This is a genomic window from Planococcus sp. S3-L1 (genome assembly GCF_030063085.1).
GTDB lineage: Bacteria > Bacillota > Bacilli > Bacillales_A > Planococcaceae > Planococcus > Planococcus kocurii.
This window is the reverse complement of the sequence record NZ_JASISN010000001.1, coordinates 1-19,039: the sequence shown is the minus strand read 5'-3', so window position 1 is coordinate 19,039 and position 19,039 is coordinate 1. Positions and strand designations below refer to the sequence as shown.

Annotated in this window: 20 protein-coding genes and 1 riboswitch; of the genes, 4 read left to right on the top strand and 16 right to left on the bottom strand. The window is 41.7% G+C overall.

Annotated elements, in window-relative coordinates:
• Positions 1 to 379: 379 nt before the first annotated feature.
• From QMF37_RS00100 to QMF37_RS00080, 5 genes are all read right to left on the bottom strand, one after another.
• Positions 380 to 3,427 (bottom strand): efflux RND transporter permease subunit, encoded by a 3,048-nt coding sequence (locus tag QMF37_RS00100; RefSeq protein WP_071152717.1) that lies wholly within the window; start codon positions 3,425 to 3,427, stop codon positions 380 to 382.
• A 100-nt stretch (positions 3,428 to 3,527) separates the two neighbouring features.
• Positions 3,528 to 3,773, bottom strand: a complete 246-nt coding sequence (locus QMF37_RS00095; RefSeq protein ID WP_058384160.1) for a hypothetical protein — start codon at positions 3,771 to 3,773, stop codon at positions 3,528 to 3,530.
• A 121-nt stretch (positions 3,774 to 3,894) separates the two neighbouring features.
• Entirely contained in the window at positions 3,895 to 5,061 is a 1,167-nt protein-coding gene (locus QMF37_RS00090) for a TraB/GumN family protein (protein WP_058384159.1), read from the bottom strand.
• Positions 5,062 to 5,204: 143 nt separating this feature from the next.
• Entirely contained in the window at positions 5,205 to 6,050 is an 846-nt protein-coding gene (gene ypfJ, locus QMF37_RS00085) for a KPN_02809 family neutral zinc metallopeptidase (RefSeq protein ID WP_058384158.1), read from the bottom strand.
• Positions 6,051 to 6,107: 57 nt separating this feature from the next.
• Positions 6,108 to 6,719: a class I SAM-dependent methyltransferase gene (locus tag QMF37_RS00080; RefSeq protein ID WP_071152718.1), complete on the bottom strand. Its 612-nt coding sequence runs from the start codon at positions 6,717 to 6,719 to the stop codon at positions 6,108 to 6,110.
• Positions 6,720 to 6,824: 105 nt separating this feature from the next.
• Positions 6,825 to 7,003, top strand: a riboswitch (Lysine riboswitch).
• A gap of 127 nt (positions 7,004 to 7,130) precedes the next feature.
• Here QMF37_RS00080 and dapA point away from each other — a divergent pair.
• On the top strand, positions 7,131 to 8,021 hold the full coding sequence (gene dapA, locus QMF37_RS00075; protein ID WP_071152960.1) for a 4-hydroxy-tetrahydrodipicolinate synthase: 891 nt from the start codon (positions 7,131 to 7,133) through the stop codon (positions 8,019 to 8,021).
• Positions 8,022 to 8,068: 47 nt separating this feature from the next.
• Here dapA and QMF37_RS00070 read toward each other — a convergent pair whose 3' ends face one another.
• The 5 genes from QMF37_RS00070 to rpmG form a co-directional block, all read right to left on the bottom strand.
• Positions 8,069 to 8,908: an STAS domain-containing protein gene (locus tag QMF37_RS00070; protein ID WP_071152719.1), complete on the bottom strand. Its 840-nt coding sequence runs from the start codon at positions 8,906 to 8,908 to the stop codon at positions 8,069 to 8,071.
• Positions 8,909 to 9,040: 132 nt separating this feature from the next.
• On the bottom strand, positions 9,041 to 9,979 hold the full coding sequence (locus QMF37_RS00065; protein WP_283475818.1) for a GGDEF domain-containing protein: 939 nt from the start codon (positions 9,977 to 9,979) through the stop codon (positions 9,041 to 9,043).
• A gap of 13 nt (positions 9,980 to 9,992) precedes the next feature.
• Entirely contained in the window at positions 9,993 to 10,805 is an 813-nt protein-coding gene (locus QMF37_RS00060) for an alpha/beta fold hydrolase (RefSeq protein ID WP_071152721.1), read from the bottom strand.
• Positions 10,806 to 11,006: 201 nt separating this feature from the next.
• Entirely contained in the window at positions 11,007 to 11,276 is a 270-nt protein-coding gene (gene rpsN / locus QMF37_RS00055; RefSeq protein WP_071152722.1) for a 30S ribosomal protein S14, read from the bottom strand.
• 47 nt (positions 11,277 to 11,323) lie between these two features.
• Positions 11,324 to 11,473, bottom strand: a complete 150-nt coding sequence (rpmG, locus tag QMF37_RS00050; protein ID WP_071152723.1) for a 50S ribosomal protein L33 — start codon at positions 11,471 to 11,473, stop codon at positions 11,324 to 11,326.
• Positions 11,474 to 11,689: 216 nt separating this feature from the next.
• Between rpmG and QMF37_RS00045 the strand changes: the two genes are divergently transcribed.
• Entirely contained in the window at positions 11,690 to 12,490 is an 801-nt protein-coding gene (locus QMF37_RS00045; protein ID WP_071152724.1) for a YsnF/AvaK domain-containing protein, read from the top strand.
• 132 nt (positions 12,491 to 12,622) lie between these two features.
• Positions 12,623 to 13,429, top strand: a complete 807-nt coding sequence (locus QMF37_RS00040; RefSeq protein WP_283475813.1) for a DUF2382 domain-containing protein — start codon at positions 12,623 to 12,625, stop codon at positions 13,427 to 13,429.
• 39 nt (positions 13,430 to 13,468) lie between these two features.
• On the opposite strand, the gene QMF37_RS00035 is transcribed toward QMF37_RS00040, so the two are convergent.
• Complete coding sequence (locus QMF37_RS00035; protein WP_283475812.1) at positions 13,469 to 14,095, bottom strand: Yip1 family protein; 627 nt, start codon at positions 14,093 to 14,095, stop codon at positions 13,469 to 13,471.
• A gap of 213 nt (positions 14,096 to 14,308) precedes the next feature.
• On the opposite strand from QMF37_RS00035, the gene moaC reads away from it, so the two are divergent.
• The gene (gene moaC, locus QMF37_RS00030; protein ID WP_283475810.1) at positions 14,309 to 14,794 is read left to right on the top strand and encodes a cyclic pyranopterin monophosphate synthase MoaC; all 486 of its coding nucleotides are present in this window, start codon (positions 14,309 to 14,311) and stop codon (positions 14,792 to 14,794) included.
• 89 nt (positions 14,795 to 14,883) lie between these two features.
• On the opposite strand, the gene QMF37_RS00025 is transcribed toward moaC, so the two are convergent.
• Genes QMF37_RS00025 through modA form a run of 5 tightly spaced genes read right to left on the bottom strand, consistent with a single transcriptional unit; the run spans position 14,884 to position 18,575 of the window.
• Entirely contained in the window at positions 14,884 to 15,384 is a 501-nt protein-coding gene (locus QMF37_RS00025) for a MogA/MoaB family molybdenum cofactor biosynthesis protein (RefSeq protein WP_283475809.1), read from the bottom strand.
• 18 nt (positions 15,385 to 15,402) lie between these two features.
• Positions 15,403 to 16,422, bottom strand: a complete 1,020-nt coding sequence (locus QMF37_RS00020; protein ID WP_283475807.1) for a ThiF family adenylyltransferase — start codon at positions 16,420 to 16,422, stop codon at positions 15,403 to 15,405.
• 59 nt (positions 16,423 to 16,481) lie between these two features.
• A complete protein-coding gene (locus QMF37_RS00015) occupies positions 16,482 to 17,120 on the bottom strand; it encodes an ATP-binding cassette domain-containing protein (protein ID WP_071152730.1) in 639 nt (212 codons plus the stop codon).
• A 4-nt stretch (positions 17,121 to 17,124) separates the two neighbouring features.
• Positions 17,125 to 17,808, bottom strand: coding sequence for a molybdate ABC transporter permease subunit (gene modB, locus QMF37_RS00010; protein WP_071152731.1), 684 nt, complete (start codon positions 17,806 to 17,808; stop codon positions 17,125 to 17,127).
• Positions 17,805 to 18,575 carry a molybdate ABC transporter substrate-binding protein gene (gene modA, locus QMF37_RS00005; RefSeq protein ID WP_283475802.1) on the bottom strand — a complete coding sequence of 257 codons (771 nt, stop codon included), beginning with the start codon at positions 18,573 to 18,575 and terminating at the stop codon, positions 17,805 to 17,807. Before modA ends, modB begins: the two co-directional genes overlap by 4 nt.
• Positions 18,576 to 19,039: the final 464 nt, after the last annotated feature.

The following is a 19,039-nucleotide window of genomic DNA, read 5'->3' as shown; positions in this document are numbered from 1 at the left end:
TTCATTTTTTTAGTCTCTTCCTTCATTAAAGTAAGTTATTTTCCTAGAAAAAAAGCTGAAACTACTCCGATAATACTTCGTATGTTCACTCCAGCACCTGAAATCTGATTATTTGTCTGTCGTATTCACAGTATGGCTTAAGTTATTCATGTTACGAGGTGAAGCTGTAGCGCGCAGAATCGGATTGAGCATTGCCGGAAAGACTCAGCCCTACGCACTAGCAAAAACGAAGCTTTCGCCATATCACCTGCTTGTTCTGTTGAATCCCCTTTATAACTCACTCTTTCGATCAACGTTACTTTATTACTGATTTGCTCACTTTCCAAATACTCATTATTCAAATAAAAACTGCACAACCCAAAGGCTGCGCAGTCTATTGTTATTCTGTCACTTGATTTCTGCGACGGTTCACACGGTAAAATACTAAGTAAAGTGATGGAATCATTACCAATGTGAACAAGCTTGAGAATGCAAGTCCAGCAATGATTGTAACTGCTAACGGTTCAAATAATGGATCTCCTGACAACGCGACTGGCACGAGTGCGATGATTGACGTGATAGTTGTCAAAAGGATTGGTTTGATACGGGCATAGCCTGATTCGACAATGGCTTCCTTAATATCAAAGTCTCCTGATAGACGACGTGTTTCTACAAAGTCAATCAACACAACTGCGTTTCGCACAACAATCCCTGTCAGGGAAACAATTCCCATAACGCCAAGGAAGCTTAGCGGTGTTTGCGTTAAGAACAATCCAAGAATTGCACCAGAAATACCTAAGTAAACAGCGATCAACACAAGGAATGGTAAGCTAAACGATTTAAACTGGAAAGCAATAACTAAGTACACTAACAAAATGACAACTAGGAACAATAGACCAATTTCAGCAAAGAAAGCTTCTTGATCAGAGTTTTCTCCACCTGTCGATAATTCGTAGCCTTCTGTCAATGACTCACGCTCTTTGTCAATGACAGCCAACATGTTGTTTTCAAAGTCATCAATGTCACCAAATGCACGAAGTGTAATCGAACGGTCCCCTTCTTTATGCGGCACCTGTGACAGTTTCGTTGTGTCTTCTGGTGTTAGCAACTCATTCATCGGCACCAAGGTCGGTGGTCCTTGTTCACTAAGCGCCGGAACTTCGAATTGAGACAAGTCAATTGGTTGACCATCGTCAATGCCTGATTGCTTCAAGAACACTTGGTACGGCATTTGACCTTCATAAATGGTGTAAAGAGGCACACCTTGTGTCAACAGCTGGAGTTGATTGGTCACTGAACTAAGCGCGATTTTGTTTTCTTGTAGCGCCTGTTGATTTGGTACATACTCAATCGCTGGAACCGAGTCGCCTAAATTATCGGTAACAATCGTAGCGCCTTCTGCCAACAATTGCGCTTTTAATTCATCGCGTATAGACGCCAATTCTTCAATATCTTCACCTGTAATATCCACTGTAACTGGAGCTCCTACAGGTGGCCCTTGTACAATCGTATCCAAGAAAATTTCGGCTTCTGGGAAACGTTCACGCAACTCGGGCTGCCACTTATCAATGAAGTCCGAAGCGGTTGTTTGCTCACGGTCAATACGGAATACTACTTGACCGGTGTTGCCTCCTGTGTTGTTCATTGAAGAGGCAAACAAGTTTGGCAATCCTTCACCTGAAAAGATTGAAATTTCAGCAATGTTATCATCTTCAGATTTGACTTCTTCCGTTAAGTTAGCAAGAAATTCATCCGTATTTTCAATCGTTGTGCCTTCTGCAAGGCGGACGTTCATCGTTACTTCTTCACGGTCAGCTGCTGGGAAAAATTCAAAAGGCGTAAAGAGCGCAAGAGATAATAATCCTGTCGCGACTAACATGCCTCCGACGCCAACAAGTAGAGGGCGTTTTAATACGCCACGCAATACTTTATTCGAATAAAACAACGCAATTTTCTCGAGTGGTTTCCCTAAGAATCCAGGGGTATCTGAAATTTTCTTTGCTCTTTGTTTCGTTTTCAAATATTGCATCATGGGTACAAGTGTAATCGACAGCACCGTTGAAGCTAATATTGTCGTAATTAAAATACTTGGCAAGGCCTTGATAAACGCACCATTACCGCCTGATAGCAATAACAATGGAGAGAATGTCACGACAATTGCCAAACTAGAAGAAATAATCGACGGGTATACTTCACGGACGCCGGTAATCGCTCCATCGCGAGCGGAATCCCCTAGCTTATAACGCCGCTGAATATTATCGTTAACAACGATACTGTCATCGACTAAAATACCGATGGCAATAATGAGACCAATCACTGAGATTTGGTTCAAGTCAACGCCTAACCACGGAATCGGGATCATTCCGATGAGTACGGAAGCTAAGACCGTTAACGCGACTGCAAAAGATCCATACAACGTTAATCCAGCTGTTGTGACGATCAAAACAGCTAAGACAGCGATGGCCAATGAAACATATAGGCTGTCGAAGATTTCATTCACATTATCAGCTTGAGATTCGTATTTCTCAGCTTGAACGCCAGCTGGAAGATCAGCTGCAAATTCTTCAATAACTTTAGAGACCTTATCATCTACAGAAGGAACGTCTTGTGCCGTTTGCAAAAAGACCGTATACGAAATGGCGTCTTCGCCTTCAAACGTTACAATATCTTCTGTTTCTTGATCTACCGTCTCGATCGTTGCAACATCTTCAAGTGGTACTGCTGCTGCACCTACTTGTAGTTCTTTTAGTTTGTCGATGCCTTGACCTTGTTGCACAGTTAGGCTCACTTGCTCGTTGCCATTATCATGTGTGCCAAGTGACAATGGCTGATTTGCTTGTTGAAGCGATTGGAGCACTTCAAATGGCTGAAGCCCATTAGCGGCTAGTTCTTCACTATTGAGTTCAATTAGAACTTGCTGTGAGTTTAAACCTTTAACCGTTGTTCCAGCAACTCCTGAAACGGCTTCTACTTCTTCAGAAAGCGTGGCTAACGCATCTTCCATACTTTTTAGTTCTTCTTTATCCCCATAGAACATGTACGACACTAAGGGGAAAGTTAAATCTAGTTTTTCCACCGTTGTTTCTGATGCGTTATCAGGAAATCCTGATGTCGCATTTCCTACTTGTTGCTGAATGCTGTTGATTAACTCATCCGGATTCTCACCATCTTCTATTTCCAGTGTAATGATGGAAGCAGAATTGGCAGACACGGATTGCAGCGATGCAATGCCATCTACTTGTTGGATTTCACGCTCGAGCAGATTGGTGATGGACGTTTCCACTTCCTCAGGCCCTGCACCTGGCAAAATTGTTGAAATTAAAACAAGGCTTGATGGGGTTTCCGGAATCTCACGTTGCGGTAATGTGATAAAGACATATGCCCCAACGATCGATAAGATTAAAATTAAAAATATGAATAACTTGCTTCGACCTAATAGATATTTCATTGGCCTAGCTCCTCTGCATTTTTTGTATAATAATTGTATAACTATGACTTTGGAATTACCAGTGGCATGCTTAGAAAAATCGGCTGAAATTACCAGCCGATTACGAATTGGGTGTCTTTTGCTGTTTCATCAAAAAAGCAGCAACCAACAAAAGGATCGGCAACAAGATACCAAACTGGAACCAAACTCCATCTCCCCCCATATAAATAAGTAGCATCGGTGGAAGCAAAGCAATTCCGCTCCAGGCTAACGCTTGCCAGGAACCCCTCCAGAAACCGATTATTGCCAACACGACGGACAAAATGACCAACGACCACAGTAAAATGCCTACTAGAAAAAAGCTCATCTCCATGCGCCTCCTCATTTCTAATGGTCTTTTGTTATATATACCCGCTCTTAAACTATCAGCAACAAGAGAAAAACAAAAAACCGGACAGCAAAGTTTCGCCGTCCGGTAGGAAATCTACTTATAGGTTTTGGAAAAACAAACGAATAACGTCTAATCCACCGATTACATTGCCTGCTGCTGTACCCAAATTTGTTAACACCACAACTAGTAGAACACGCGTAACTTTATTGTCCCAAAAGCCTTTAAGCGTAAAAACGTCCTTCGATAAGGTTTGGAAATCCCCAACGTTCGGGCGACGAACATAGGCTTGTGCAAGTCCTGAAAACCAGCCTGCCGCTAACAATGGATGTAGTGCACCGATCGGACCCCCGACAAAAGCAGTGAGGATTGCTAATGGATGACCGAAAGCTACAGCAGCACCTATTGCCCCAAGACATGCGGTCCAAAGGATCCAGCTAATCGTTTGGTCGAGACCAGCTGCAGGGTTATTCATAAACGTGATGGCAATCATAGCGACCAATGCTAACGGAATTGCCCAACCGATAACTTTCGGCCACTTTGATTTGGCTGGAACTTTTGATAGTTCTTCCAAATCGTGTTCGTTGTGGACTTCTTTAATGATTCCTGGAACATGTGCTGCACCAAGAACCGCGACAATTTTTTGACCAGGAGCTTCTTTAATTTTTTGCGCCAAATATTGGTCTCGTTCGTCAATGAGCGGCTCTTTCAGTTTAGGGAAAGATTGGGTAAAATCATTCATTACCGCGTTGAGGGTATCCTGTGACTTCATCTTTTCCAAATCTTCTTCTGAGATTGTTTCTTTGCTGAAAATACTAAAGAATACGGAAGTCAGCAATTGCGCTTTCCCCATAAAACCGATATTGCCCCAAATGCGCGAAAACGTTACTTGAATATTACGGTCAGCGAGTACCAATTCTGCGCCAGTTTCTTTAGCAGAAGCAATCCCTTGAATCATTTCTTGTCCAGGTTTGATGCCAAACTGATCTGCAAGACGGTTTTGAAAAGAGGAAATAGCCAAATTCATGAGTAACAAACTTGCTTTTTTGTCTTTGATCACTTTGAAAATGTCGGTTTCTTTCCATTTGCTGTCTTGAGTTACCGATTCATAGCGCTGCGCATCTAATTCGATGCATACCGAATCCGGTCGCTCGGTTTCAATGACGGCTTTCACCTGCTCTGCACTAGCTTTAGAAACGTGTGCCGTACCGATTAGGATTAATTCTTTGCCGTTGTATTCTAGGCGTGTGATATTGTCATCCAACATGCTGTACTTCCTTCGCAGAGCTATATTTCTTTCCATGCGAAATGAAAAGACTGTCTATTTTATATAATGAATCACATCAGCAAAAATATCAATGCTGCACCCTTTTATTTGCATGCTAAAAGTGATTTTCACTTTAGGTGCCATCACAAATCAGTTGCATTAAACGTGTCGCCTTCTTTTAAATTACCGGCTTGAAAGCCTTTTTTAAACCATCGCTGGCGCTGTTCGGAACTACCATGTGTAAAACTCTCAGGTACAACGTAACCACGGGACCGCTGTTGAATGGTGTCATCCCCTACCGCACTTGCGGCTGTCAATGCTTCTTCTAGGTCACCTTCTTCTAAATAGCCCATACCTTGCGCATGGTGGGCCCAGACGCCCGACAAATAATCCGCTTGCAACTCCAAGCGTACTTGCACTTTATTGTATTCTTCTTCACTAAGCTGGCTGCGAAGTGGCTGCACGTCTTCCATAACACCAAGAAGATTTTGAACGTGGTGTCCAACTTCGTGTGCCACGACATACGCCATGGCAAAATCACCGGGTGCTTGAAATTGGGTTTGTAGGTCATTGTAAAAACTCAAATCAATATAAAGTTTGTAATCGCCTGGACAATAAAAGGGTCCGACGGCTGCGCCTGCTGTTCCACAGGCAGACTCGACGCTGCCACTATACAAAACGAGTGTCGGCTCAACATATTCCATGCCTTCTTCTTTAAAAACTTCTGTCCAAACTTGTTCCGTATCCGCTAGAACGACTGACACAAATTCAGCCAATTCTTCTTCTTGTGGAGTTGATTCGTAAGACTGGTTTGAAGTCGTTCCTGAGGATCCACCCAATTGATCAAGAATGACACCTGGGTCGCCTCCTAAAAAAGCCACTAATAACACAATTAAAATACCGCCGATGCCGCCTCCTGCTACTAGCGCTCCACCTTTCCCTCGCCGATCTTCAACGTTTCTACTGGCTTTTCTACCTTTCCATTCCATAGGGGTCCCTCGTTTCACAATTGTTTTACTGTAAATATACCCTTTAGAGCACTAGTTCTAATCCATTTTAGACAATCGATAAATTAAAAATCGTTCGCGCGGATCTTTATGGAAATCCGACAATTGAATTTCTTCTATTAGCTGAAAAACTCCGTTAGCTTCCAGATAATCACTGTAATCTTGAGAGGCAAAAAACAAAATCATGTCTACCGTCCGTGGAGATTTTTCGACTGAAGCTAAAATTTTATTCACAAATGCGATGAATATCGCCACTGAAAAAGGGTTAAAGAAATAGAATACGGTATCGTCTGCTGTAACTGGGTATTTCTGAGCTAAGCAATTACAAAAGTTAATGTGAAACTCTGCACCTTTGTGCTTTTTCGCGTACTGTTTTTTATTTTCGAGGGCTTCTGTGTAAAATGTCGGATTCATTTCGATGCCTACACTTTTTACACCAAAAAAATGATGCACATAAAAATTCAAGCGCCCTTTTCCACAGCCAACATCAACGATACAATCTTCAGGAGACAGGCTATAATGCTCAAACAATTTGTCGAGTAAATCGTAAGGTGTAGGCTCATAACGATTATGATGCAAAGAGGCATTAAATCCTTGCTGGTTTCCTGTTGTTGCAATGGCTAGCAGTTGGTCATAGGCTTGCTCACTCATTCTATCTCTCCTCGGTTATAATTTTTTACGTTCTTCATCTTGCAATTAATAGAAACATTTGTTATAGTACAGCTAATTCAATATTTCTTGCTCTTGTTTTTACAAGAGTAGGATAGAGGCGCAAAAACCATTAGTACGCAAAACGAGGATGATGAGATCCGTTGACGTTTGCCGAAAGGGGGATTTGCCGAAGTGGCGGAGATCTCACATTTCCGTGCGCTGGGTCTGCATTTAATAAATGCAGGACTGTCATATAGGAAACTATATGGAGGGCTATCTGATGCACAGGAGCAAATGGTAAACATTGTTTCTACTGCAGCAACAGGACCTCCTGTTGCTGCTTTTTTGTTTGTTCCTGACGGGCCTCTCACCTCTAAGCTTCGAAAAAAATTAGAAAAGGGTGTGTTCTGTATGAATTTCGGCCAAGTAATTACAGCAATGGTAACACCATTCGACCAATACGAGGAAATTGATTTTCCGGCAACGCAAAACTTAATCGAGCACTTGATTGCTAATGGATCTGACGGCCTTGTCGTCGCAGGAACCACAGGCGAATCGCCAACTTTATCGATAGAGGAAAAAGTAGAATTGTTCCAGTTTACCGTCAACACTGTTGCTGGACGGATTCCGGTCATCGCAGGAACCGGCTCGAACAATACGCGGGCATCGATTTCTTTGACTCAACAAGCAGAGAAAGTCGGCGTAGATGGCATTATGCTAGTTACGCCTTATTACAATAAACCTTCACAAGAAGGCATGTTCCAACATTTCCAAGCCATTGCGGAGTCGACTCATCTACCTGTCATGCTCTATAACATTCCAGGACGTAGCGTCGTTAACTTGCTTCCAGAAACCGTCATCCGCTTGTCTCAAATTAACAATATCGTTTCTATTAAAGAAGCGAGCGGTGATTTGGATGCTGCTTCAGAAATTATTGAACACACAGCTGAATCTTTTACTGTCTATAGCGGCGATGACAGTCTGACTTTACCGATGCTGTCTATCGGTGGTGCGGGCATCGTTTCGGTTGCTGCACATATTATCGGCAACGATCTGCAAGACATGATTACGAGTTTTAAAACAGGTGATGTGAAAACAGCAGCAACTATTCATAGACGGTTATTGCCAACAATGAAAGCATTGTTCGCTGCGCCAAATCCATCTCCAGTTAAAGCAGCACTGCACATGACAGGTGTTCCGACTGGCGGCGTTCGGTTGCCAATGATTGCACTGACTGATGAAGAAACCCTGACGTTACACAAGTCTTTACCCAGTCTGCATTCAGAAGCAGTGACAAATTGACTAACTAAAAAAAACGCTGAAGTCTAGGAACTTCAGCGTTTTTTTAATTAAGTGACATTCATCTGATGTAAGACACGTTTCAGGCTGCCACCAATTTCAATGTCTTTTAAATCGACGCCAATACCAACAAGCATCGCTGCAATTTCTGGACGAATTCCCGTGAGAACCGAGCGTATACCTACAAGCTTTAGCGACTGAATGATTTTAATAATTTGTTCTGCAACGATTGAGTCGACTCTCACGACACCTGACAAATCTACAATCAATACCGTAATTTTTAGTTGATTTGTTGCTAGTAAGGTTTTCTCCAGTATATAACGAGCTCGGTCTATTTCAATGCTACCCACTAGTGGTAAAACGGCAATCTGATCACTGACCGGGACAACGGGTGAGGAAAGTTCAAGAAATTCTTTTCTTGCGCATGCCAATTTTCGTCGATATGAAACTGTGTAGGCTTCTGTATAGGAAACAGCTGCATAATCCAGTAACGAATGAAAGGTTTCCATAATATCAAAAACGACTTGAATGGCAACTTTTTTGTGAACGGCTTCTGTTTTGATGACTGTTCCAATGTGTTTTCGGAACAGAGAAACTTCTACAAGTGCGTCTTCTAATGATCGATTGTTTTCGAGAAAAAAATTACCTGTTTTTTCTCCCCACCGTTGAATATTCGCATAAACTCCTTGAATGTCGCAGCTATTGCTAATGGATTGTCCAATTAAATCCACAAAATCGATTCGGATTCTATTGACGACTTCGATAAAATCTTTATTCATTTGCAACTGCTCAGCCTGAAGATTGGTATTGACTTCCTCATGAATCAATTGTGCGATCAATTCTTTATCTAACGACACGCGTTCCCCCAATAACCGATTCTCTTTTTCCATAAGACCTCCAGAGGCAAAGATATTTTGTACGCTAAGTATAGCTGGTAAACGAATGGTTGCAATGAGTCCAGTTCCCTATTTTTCCCAATAAATAAACATCCGTTTTTAAAGACGGATGTTAAAGGTAGTTCTTTATTCATTGCCGAAGACACAATTTCTTCCATTAGCTTTTGCTTTGTATAGAAAACCATCCGCTCTAGAGAGCAAGCTTCCTACTTCGTCTCCAGGCGCATAAATGGCGACACCGATACTTACCGTGATGGGTACATGCATCCAGTCAGCAGCTTCTATGTGCTTACACAAAGAGTCAGCCATAGCTAAGCCTTCTTCAATTCCTAAGTCTGGCATCACGACGACGAACTCTTCTCCTCCGAGACGTGCTACAATATCGGCCGTGCCAACTTTCGTTTCTAGATGCCACGCTAATTCCTGCAATACTGCATCACCTATTTGGTGACCATATGTATCGTTAACTTGCTTAAAATAATCAATATCCAAAATCAAAAGAGCCACTTTTCGACCATTTTGCGCCTGCAGTAAAAAGTCATGAAGTCGCTCTTCCAAATAGCGACGGTTTTTCAAACCCGTTAGCGAATCCGTGATGGACAATTGCTGTAGTGTTGAGTTCAGATCAATCAGTTGTTGCTGTTTACTTTCTACTTCGCTCATTAAATGTTGTAGTTTCTCATAGGCTTCTACTGTTTCACGGTTGATCTTTTCTGCATTGCGTTTGGCTAATAGGAGTTCTTTTTCATATTCACCACGAACACTCATCTGGATCAATGCACATTCGTACAAACCATTTTGCTCTACTGCATTCATCAAGACTGGCATATGTCCTGCCGCACTTTTCAAGGTCAAAAACATTTCATTTACGGTGCCATGCATTTTAATAGAAGGAGTAAAGTACGTTTGGAAATACATCCGGGAAGCGATAGTCAGTAAATCATGGATATGCTGCGGATTTTCTACGCTTGTCAAATTCCGCAACGTGCTATTCATTTCAACGACACGCAATTCCTGGTCCAGAACCAAATAACCACAAGGGGCTCTATCGAGTTGCTGTTCCACGATTTTCACTCCTCTATTCTGCTAAATACGCCTTAATGCGTTTTACCGTTTCCTCTGAATCACTCAAATGTGGATTGTGTCCCATTGCTTCCATTACAACCAATTGACTACCTGAGATATGATCGCGGAGATATTGACCAATTTCTAATGGTACAATGGCATCAAATTTTGGTTGAAGAATCAACGTAGGTACTGTAACTTTATCTAATTGGTCACGAAGATCTGAAGTGAACGTTACTTCAGCGAATTGACGAGCAATCATCGGGTCATTTGAACACAATAATTGCTCAAAATCCGCAGCCAGTTCAGGACGTTCCTCGTTCTGCATGACGACAGGCGCCAAATACTTCGCCCATTCTTTATAGTTTATTTCCATCATATCCAATAATTCATCGATATCAGATTGTTCAAATCCACCATTGTAGCCAGGTTCGTTCAGATAATAAGGAGATGGTCCAATCATAATCATTTTCTCCATCAACTCTGGACGTTCGATTGAAGCAAGCATCCCAATCATAGCGCTGACAGAGTGACCAATAAATAAAATTTCCTCAAGTTCTAACGCAGCGCAAACTTCTAGAAGATCCTGTTTGTAACCGTCTAACGTGCTATAGCGTTCGGTCGAATAAGCGGCCTTATCACTTTTCCCTGCACCAACATAGTCGAAAGTGACAATTCGATAATCTGCTGAAAATTCTACAATTGTATTGTCCCAGACTTGCTGATCGCAGCCAAAACCATGACCAAATACTAAGGTTTTTTCACCTTGACCAATAACCTGAACATTATTGCGTTTTAAAATATCATTTGCTGTTTGAACTGTCATTCTAATTACCACCCTTTGTGCATTTCTTATTGAAAATTTCTTCTTGTATATAAGTTAAATATATCCTAATCATAGCATCAAAAGTTATATTTAAAAGAGCCAGGTAGAAAAATTTTATTAGTTAAAACACTTTTTTTGCGATAGTTCTATATAAATAAAAAAACAGCAGATAAAAATCTGCTATTTTTGATTGGGTTCGTTTTACCAACTTGCTTTTTTAACGCCAGGAATTTGACCTCTATGCGCCAATTCCCGGAAGGTAATACGCGAAATCCCAAATTTCCGCATATATCCACGTGGTCTTCCTGTCACCAAGCATCGATTAGCTAGACGAGTGGGAGAAGAATCTTTCGGTAAATTGGTTAATGCGTGAATGTTCCCTTGTTCTTTAAAGCTTTGTCGCTGCTCAGCAAACTGCGCGACTAACTGCAGTTGCTTATTATGACGTGCTATTTTTGATTTTTTAGCCATGAAATTACCTCCAAAAGTAATTGCTACATTTTATACTACACAAAAAATTATTTTGTTTCCCGGTGAATAGCAACTTTATTAAGACGTGGGCTGTATTTTTTTAACTCAATGCGCTCGGGGTTTGTCCGCTTATTTTTCGTCGTACTGTAATTCCTGTCGCCTGTTTCTGTACACGCTAACGTGATATTGACTCTCATCTTTTCCCCTCCTTTTGTACATTGTCGTCCATTTTCACAAATAGTAATCATTACGTTTTATAGTGTATTAAAAAGTTAACAGGAAAGCAAGCGTTTATTTTCAAGCTATAGCATTTCTGCTTATTCAAAACCAATGGGTTTGTTCTGAAAAACAACAGGGTACATTATCACTACCTTGCTCTATAGGTGATCCATCACTATTGGGAGGAATTAGAAATGACAAACAAAGAAACAGTAATGATTCAATCATATGATGTACAAGCAGAAGTTTTACACAAAATTAGCGAGTTAAAAGCACAAGGCTATAAAGAAGAAGATATGTATGTGATCGCTAAGCGTAACGATCAGCTATCTATGGTTCAAGGCCAGACAGATGTTCATTTAAATGTCCAAGATGATGAAGATATAATGGACAAATTCAAGTCATTCATTTCTGGTGGAGATTCGACGCATGATGCATTTACACAAATGGGGTTAGGAAGCGGCGAAGCAGACAAATATTACAGACGAGTCGAAAACGGCAAGTTAGTGCTTTACGTGAATAGCGATTACGGCGCATCGTACAAGCCACACACTCATACTCAAACAGGGGCGCGAGCAACTACTGCTGAAGAAGAACATCTACGTCTTCACGAGGAACGACTAAGCGTTGAAAAAAAACGGGTTCAGACAGGTGAAGTAACTGTCGGAAAGCACGTTGTCGAAGAACATCAAACTCTCGAAATTCCAGTTGAACGTGAAGAAGTTTATGTAGAACGTCGTCCGGTAAACGAAGAAGTCCACTCGAATACAACTAATTCAGCAAATATAAACCTTTACGATGATGAAGAAACGATTCATATTCCTGTTTCAGAAGAGCGTGTCAACGTCCGTAAGAAAGACGTCGTTAGTGAAGAAATTATTGTCGGTAAACGCACAGTTCAAGACTCCGAACTGGTGAGCGAAACTGTCCGACACGAAGAAGCGGATATTGATGAACTAGTAAAACCGAAAAAAGATGAGCGCGATTTATTTTAATGGGTAAAAAAGCGTATCCGGACGATTTTGTTCGGATACGCTTTTTGATGTTGAGGTTTATCTAGAACGTGACTACGGGTAAATGAGCCTTAACAAAGCAATTCGGTACAATTGATAGGGGAGGAATTGGGCATGGATAAAAAAGAAAACAAACGCATTGGATTATTTGATGCGCAAGCACAAGTGCTGATTACAGTCGGTGAACTCAAAGCAGTAGGATACGAAGAAGAGGAACTGTATTTAGTATCAAAACATGACGAACAAATAGAATTGCTAATCACGCACACAGCTGTCCATGTGGATACACAAGACCGGGACAATTTCAAAGGCAAAGTCATTGCTTTTTTAGCCGGCGATGACATCACAAAAGATGCCTTTAACCGGATGGGATTGAGCGCGGAAGAAACAGATTATTATTTCCAGCAGGTTGAGAATGGTAGACTCCTCCTTTACACAAGCAGCGAACCCTTATCTGCACTTCAACCCGAACCCTCTTACCCACCTGAACAAACAAATAAAGCTATTGCTACTGAAGAACAACGCCTTGCCTTACACGAAGAACGGGTAAGCATTGATAAAGAAAAAGTTCAGACAGGGGAAGTCCAAGTTCATAAAAAACTGGTCGAAGAAGACAGAGAAATTCAAGTACCCGTAGAGCGCGAGGAAATCGTCGTTAACCGACGTCCCATTACTGAAGAAACAGCTAATGAAAAAAGTGAACATACATTAACACCGCAGCAAGCGTATGAAAAAGGCGATGCCATTTACATTCCGCTGTCCGAAGAACGTTTAGATATTGGCAAAAAGAAAGTCATTCGAGAAGAAATTGTCATTGGCAAACGTACCGTTCAAGACGTAGAGGTTGTCAAAGAGACGGTCCGTCGAGAAGTAGCCGATGTTGAAGAAACTGGAGTTATTCATAAGGTAGAAAAACCATAAAAACAAGGCAGCCTTATTGGCTGCCTTGTTTTTGATAACTTACATAATTGTCGTTAGAACCGCGGCAATAATGGCCACAATGACTCCAATAAACACGATCCCAGGAAGAACAATGATGAAAAACCCTTTCCAAGCAGAAAGTCTATGTGCTTCTCCTACAGCTTTACACTGAACAACAAACGTCCAAATAGACACTACCCCTAAAATAAGGAAAAAAATCATTGACAGTAGATTCGTGTCCTCAAATGGCAGTTGGTCAGACTCTACAAAATAAGTTTCCGGAAATACGAGCACCCAAAATAACAGAAGCGGAAAAAGCCAGATTTGTGGAATTTGTCCTGTTAAAATTGCACGAAACATTTCAGTATATGTAGCTTCGCCTTTAAATAACCGACCTACTAACAAATAAATACCAGCTCCAATCGCGGTACTTACTACAGCCCCAATCGGTCCACCTATTAACGCTAGCAAAAGAATTCCCCATACAGGAAGAAATAGTTCTGAATCCAGGCTACTGAGAAGACCTCCCACAAAGCCTGACAACACGATTAATAAAAAGCTAAAATTAGACTCTTTTTCTTCAATCACATATCGAACGGTCTCGCGCGGACGCGTCCAAATAGCGGTAAACGGATTTAAATTATCTTGGTACTCTGTCGTTTTCAATTGATCTCCACCTTTTTTTATACTCTCTCTATTCAAACATACTGGAATAATAATGTAAATATTAGAAAATACAGCCATCATAAGAGTTTATTCAACCTATGTAGTGCTAAGCGTTCCTCACGTAAAGCACCAATGCAACCAGATTGAATAGTTAAAGCAGTCGACATCCGTCATGCTATACTGACATTATTCACTCGCGAAAGGATGATTTCATTGTCAGAACTCACACATTTTAATGCCCAAGGACGTGCCAAGATGGTCGACGTCTCCGACAAGAAAGACAGTGTCCGCACAGCGCGTGCGACTACTTCTGTCTTGTTAAACAAAGCAATTTATCAACAAATTAAAGAAGGTACCAATAAAAAAGGCGATGTTTTTGCAGTTGCCCAAGTGGCTGGCATTATGGCAGCTAAAAACACTTCACAAATCATTCCGATGTGTCATCCATTAGCACTTAGTGGCGTGGATATTGAATTTCAATGGAATGTTGATGAAGAAAAAAACCATTTCGAAGTGTTGTTGACCGTTTCCGTAAAAACAAAAGGACCTACAGGGGTTGAAATGGAAGCCCTTACCGCGGCTTCTGCTGCAGCACTGACAATTTACGATATGTGCAAAGCTTCTGGTAAAGAAATGGTCATTGGACCGACGATGCTGCTTGAGAAAACCGGTGGGAAATCTGACTACGCGCGTGATTAAATTGTTACGTTACGAATTTAAAAACCCTGTGGTAATGTCATTCAACTGACAATGCCACAGGGTTTTTCAATCAGTGATTATGAACGTGATTAATGCTTCGTCAATTCCGAGTATATATGCTTAATCTCCGGTAAAATCAATCGCTCCATCGCCAGCTTTACAGCTCCTCGAGATCCTGGCAATACAAAAATGGCTTTGTCATTGGCTACTCCTGCTGCCGCTCGGCTAAGAAGAGCCTTTGTACCAACATCTTCAGTGAAACTAACGTAACGGAAGAGTTCTCCGAATCCTGATATTTCTTTTTTAAACAATGGCTGAATCGCTTCTAAAGTAACATCACGCTTCGCTATTCCGGTTCCACCAGTCGTTATAATCGTATCAATGTCATCCTGTTCCAACCAGTCAGAAATCGTTAGTCGAATGCGTGCGATGTCGTCTGGAACTAATGCATAGTCACTAATTTCTAGCTCATGATCTTTAGCCATCTGTTGTACAAGCTGACCGCCAGTATCGGTTTCTTCAGTCCTTGTGTCACTAACAGTTAACACCGCAACCCGCACTTGATGATCAGTATGAAATGTTTCCGACATCCAATCTCCCCTTTCCTTTTAGCCAAATACTTGGTGATATAATTTTCGACCTTCTGCTATATTGTGAACGCCGTGAATTAGCAAACGACCATTGCCGAATAACACCATGCGATGATTAAAGACTTTCAGTTCAACAAAATAAGGAGTTCTTTTCACACCAGCTTCTAGTCGTTTTCCGACTTTCTCTGCGTCGTCTAATGTAATCGGGCGGTTCGCATCAGGCAATATTTGTACAGCATCGCGACCACATAAAACAGCGTAAGAACTTGCGGCTGTCTCGTTGAGTGACGGGAATACCGCCTCTTCTCCGCACGTTTTGCAGTTAGGGTCTTTAATGCGCGAAACGCCAATATCCAATTGGCTATTGTCCCATAAATTGAAATGATGGATTTTTTTACGCATCGCATCACGGTTGTTACTCAACCATTTTAATGCTTCGGTACATTGAAGCGCTGCTGTCACTTGAACAGCTGGTGAGATAATGCCGACTGTATCGCACGTTTCATTAATGGCAGGAAGCACCGGTATTAAGCAACGAAAACATGAGCTTTCTCCCGGCACAAATGGAAATACAACACCTGAACTACCAACGCAAGCACCGTATATCCAAGGCACACCAAATTTTACAAAAGCGTCGTTGATCAACAAACGTGTTTCAAAATTATCTGTCGCATCCAAAATTAAATCACTGACTGCTGCCAACTTCTGCATTCCCGTTGCATCGAGATGTTCTAAATACGTGAATAGCTGCAAATCGCTACGTATGGCTTTTAGTCTTTGCTCAGCCGCTGCCACTTTGGGCATCATTTGACGCGCATCTTCTTCCGTAAATAATTGCTGACGCTGCAAATTGGATCTTTCTACGTAATCACGATCGACCAAATGAATCGTTCCGATACCCGCTCGTGTCAAGGTTTCTGCAATCGCTGAACCTAAAGCTCCGCACCCCACAATGGTAACGGTCGCACGTAATAAGTGTTGCTGCCCCGACTCACCAAGCGGTTTGAATAAGACTTGTCTTGAATAACGTTCATCCACTGTGATTCCCACTTTCTAGCCATTTGATCTTTCAAACGATTTTATACTTTTTTATATTCTCAGCGCACCGTTTCTTCAGTCATCTGTCCTTTTTCAATTCTCATAATACGGTCGGCTAATTTTTCAGCGTCCGCAATTCGGTGTGTTACGAAAATAATGGGAATCTGCCACTTTTCGTGAATTCGCAACAGTTCATTTTGACAGCGGTCACGATTGGCATCGTCCAATGCTGAAAAAGGCTCATCCAACAACAAAATATCGGGTTGTGCGGCTAACGAACGCGTCAGTGCGACACGTTGCTTTTCACCACCTGAAATTTGGTGTGGGTATTTTCCTAACAAACCGGTAATGCCAAGAATTTTCGTTAATTCCGTAATATGCGCAATATTGCTGCCCTTTAGCACTGCGTAAAGAATGTTTTGTTCTACGGTCAAGTGTGGAAATAGTGCATAGTCTTGAAATAAATAACCGACTTTGCGCGTTTGTATTTTTAGTGGCTTTTGATCATCGCTATAAAATTTTCGTTCATTCAATGAAATTTCACCAACATCCGGATGGACAATACCTGCGATGCAGTTTAATAATGTCGTTTTCCCCGAACCAGAAGAGCCAACCAATGCTAAAATTTCTTTATCCAATCTAAATTGCATCGTTAAACTAAAATGATCTAATTGCTTTTTGAAATCCACTTGCAGCATTTGCTCATTCCCTTCCGATTCGTACAGCGGTCTTTTTACGCCAATAATTCACCCACGTAATTGCAGCTACTCCGAGTGACGACACAATCAATACCCAAAACAAAGCTTTTTCCATGTCGCCTGCTTCATAAGCAAAGTAAATAGCTAGTGGAATTGTTTCTGTAATACCCGGAATATAGCCGGCAATCATCAACGTCGCCCCAAATTCGCCGATGCCACGTGCAAAAGCCAAGATTAATCCGGCCAAAATACCCGACCAAGCAAGAGGAAACGTAATGGTCCGAAAAATTCGCCATTCGGATACACCCATAGTTCGCGCTACGTTTTCCCAGCGTGGATCTACTTTTTCAAAAGCGGCTAAAACACTTTGATACATGAGTGGTAACGACACAACAAACGAAGCAATTGCCGCACCAATCCATGTAAACACTACGCGAAAGCCGAACCACTGTTCAAGTAATATACCTAGTGGCCCATTTATGCCAAACAACACAATTAACCCAAAGCCAATTACTGTCGGTGGCAATACTAAAGGCAATAGGATCAACGCTTCAAGAAAACTTTTGCCGAAAAACTCACGTCTCGTCATAAAGCGAGCCAGCGCAAGACTCACGACAAACACAAATAACGTTGAAATCACTGCGACTCTGAGCGATAACCAAAGTGGAGACAAATCATAAGCCATCATGGCGTTTCTCCAGCTATGGGCATAAATCCATATTCTTTAAGAATGGCTTGCCCTTTTGAACCGATGACAAACTCTAAAAAAGCAGTTGCTGCAGGCTGATTTTCGGAATCGGCGACGACTGCTCCTGGATAGATAATAGGGTCTGTCTGCCCTGGCATTTCAAGTGTCCCACTTATTTCCTGGGAAATAAACGCATCTGATGAGTAAATAATTCCGAGTTCTGCATTTCCGCTTTCCACATAAGTAACGACTTGACGAGCATCTTTCGCATAAATTAGACGAGCACTAAGGGAGTTCCACAAGTTTTCATTTTTTAATGCTTTTTTTGAATAGGCGCCGAGGGGAACACTGTCCGGTTCTCCAATTGCAATCTTTTCTTCTGTATTCAAGACGAGTTTTTGAAAATCAGTTGTTTCAGGAAATTCTTCTAATGAAGCTAAAACGAGCTGATTTTCAGCAAACGGCTTGATGCTATCTTCATCTATTAGCTGTTGGGATTCCAGTAATTCCATATCTCTTTCACTAGCTGACAAAAACAAGTCGGCCGGTGCGCCTTGTTCAATTTGGCTTCTCAATTTGCTAGATGAGCCATAATTGAAAGTTAGCACAATATTCGGTTCTGCTTCTTGAAATTGTTGTTCCATTTCTTTCATGACCTCTGTCAGGCTAGATGCCGCCGAAACTAAAACTTCTTCGGCATTTGTAGAATTATCGCTACAGCCGCTCATGACCAAAGTTAAGCTTATTAGACCCAGCAGTTTTTTCATTTAAAGGACTCCTCATACATTAAAGTAGAACTCAGCTATTCCAGTGAAGCTTCTGTACTTACAGTATAACTTCCGTAGCAGAGAAGCTGAATCATTTTCCGAACAAACTTTAGAAAGAACATCCCTCCCAGCTTGTAGACAAAAGAATAGTAATTCATTGTCTCGTATTTATGTAGGATCCTCCGCATCAAACGGACGCTTTCCGCGGACGAAGCGCTGAGCCCATAGCTGTCAACTTAAGAAAAAGGACTAACTTCTCTCGAAAGATGGTATGGAAGAATACCCATCAACGAGAGGAGTTTTTTCTATGACAGCTCCAACTACGCTCAGCTACCTGGATGCACTATTTGCATTCCTGGAACCAGAAAAGGTCGACGCCCTAGCCAAAGAAACGGGATTTATTCAACGTAAGAGAAAACTAACCGCCAGCGATTTTCTGTCGTTGCTTTTTCAGGCCCATGGAA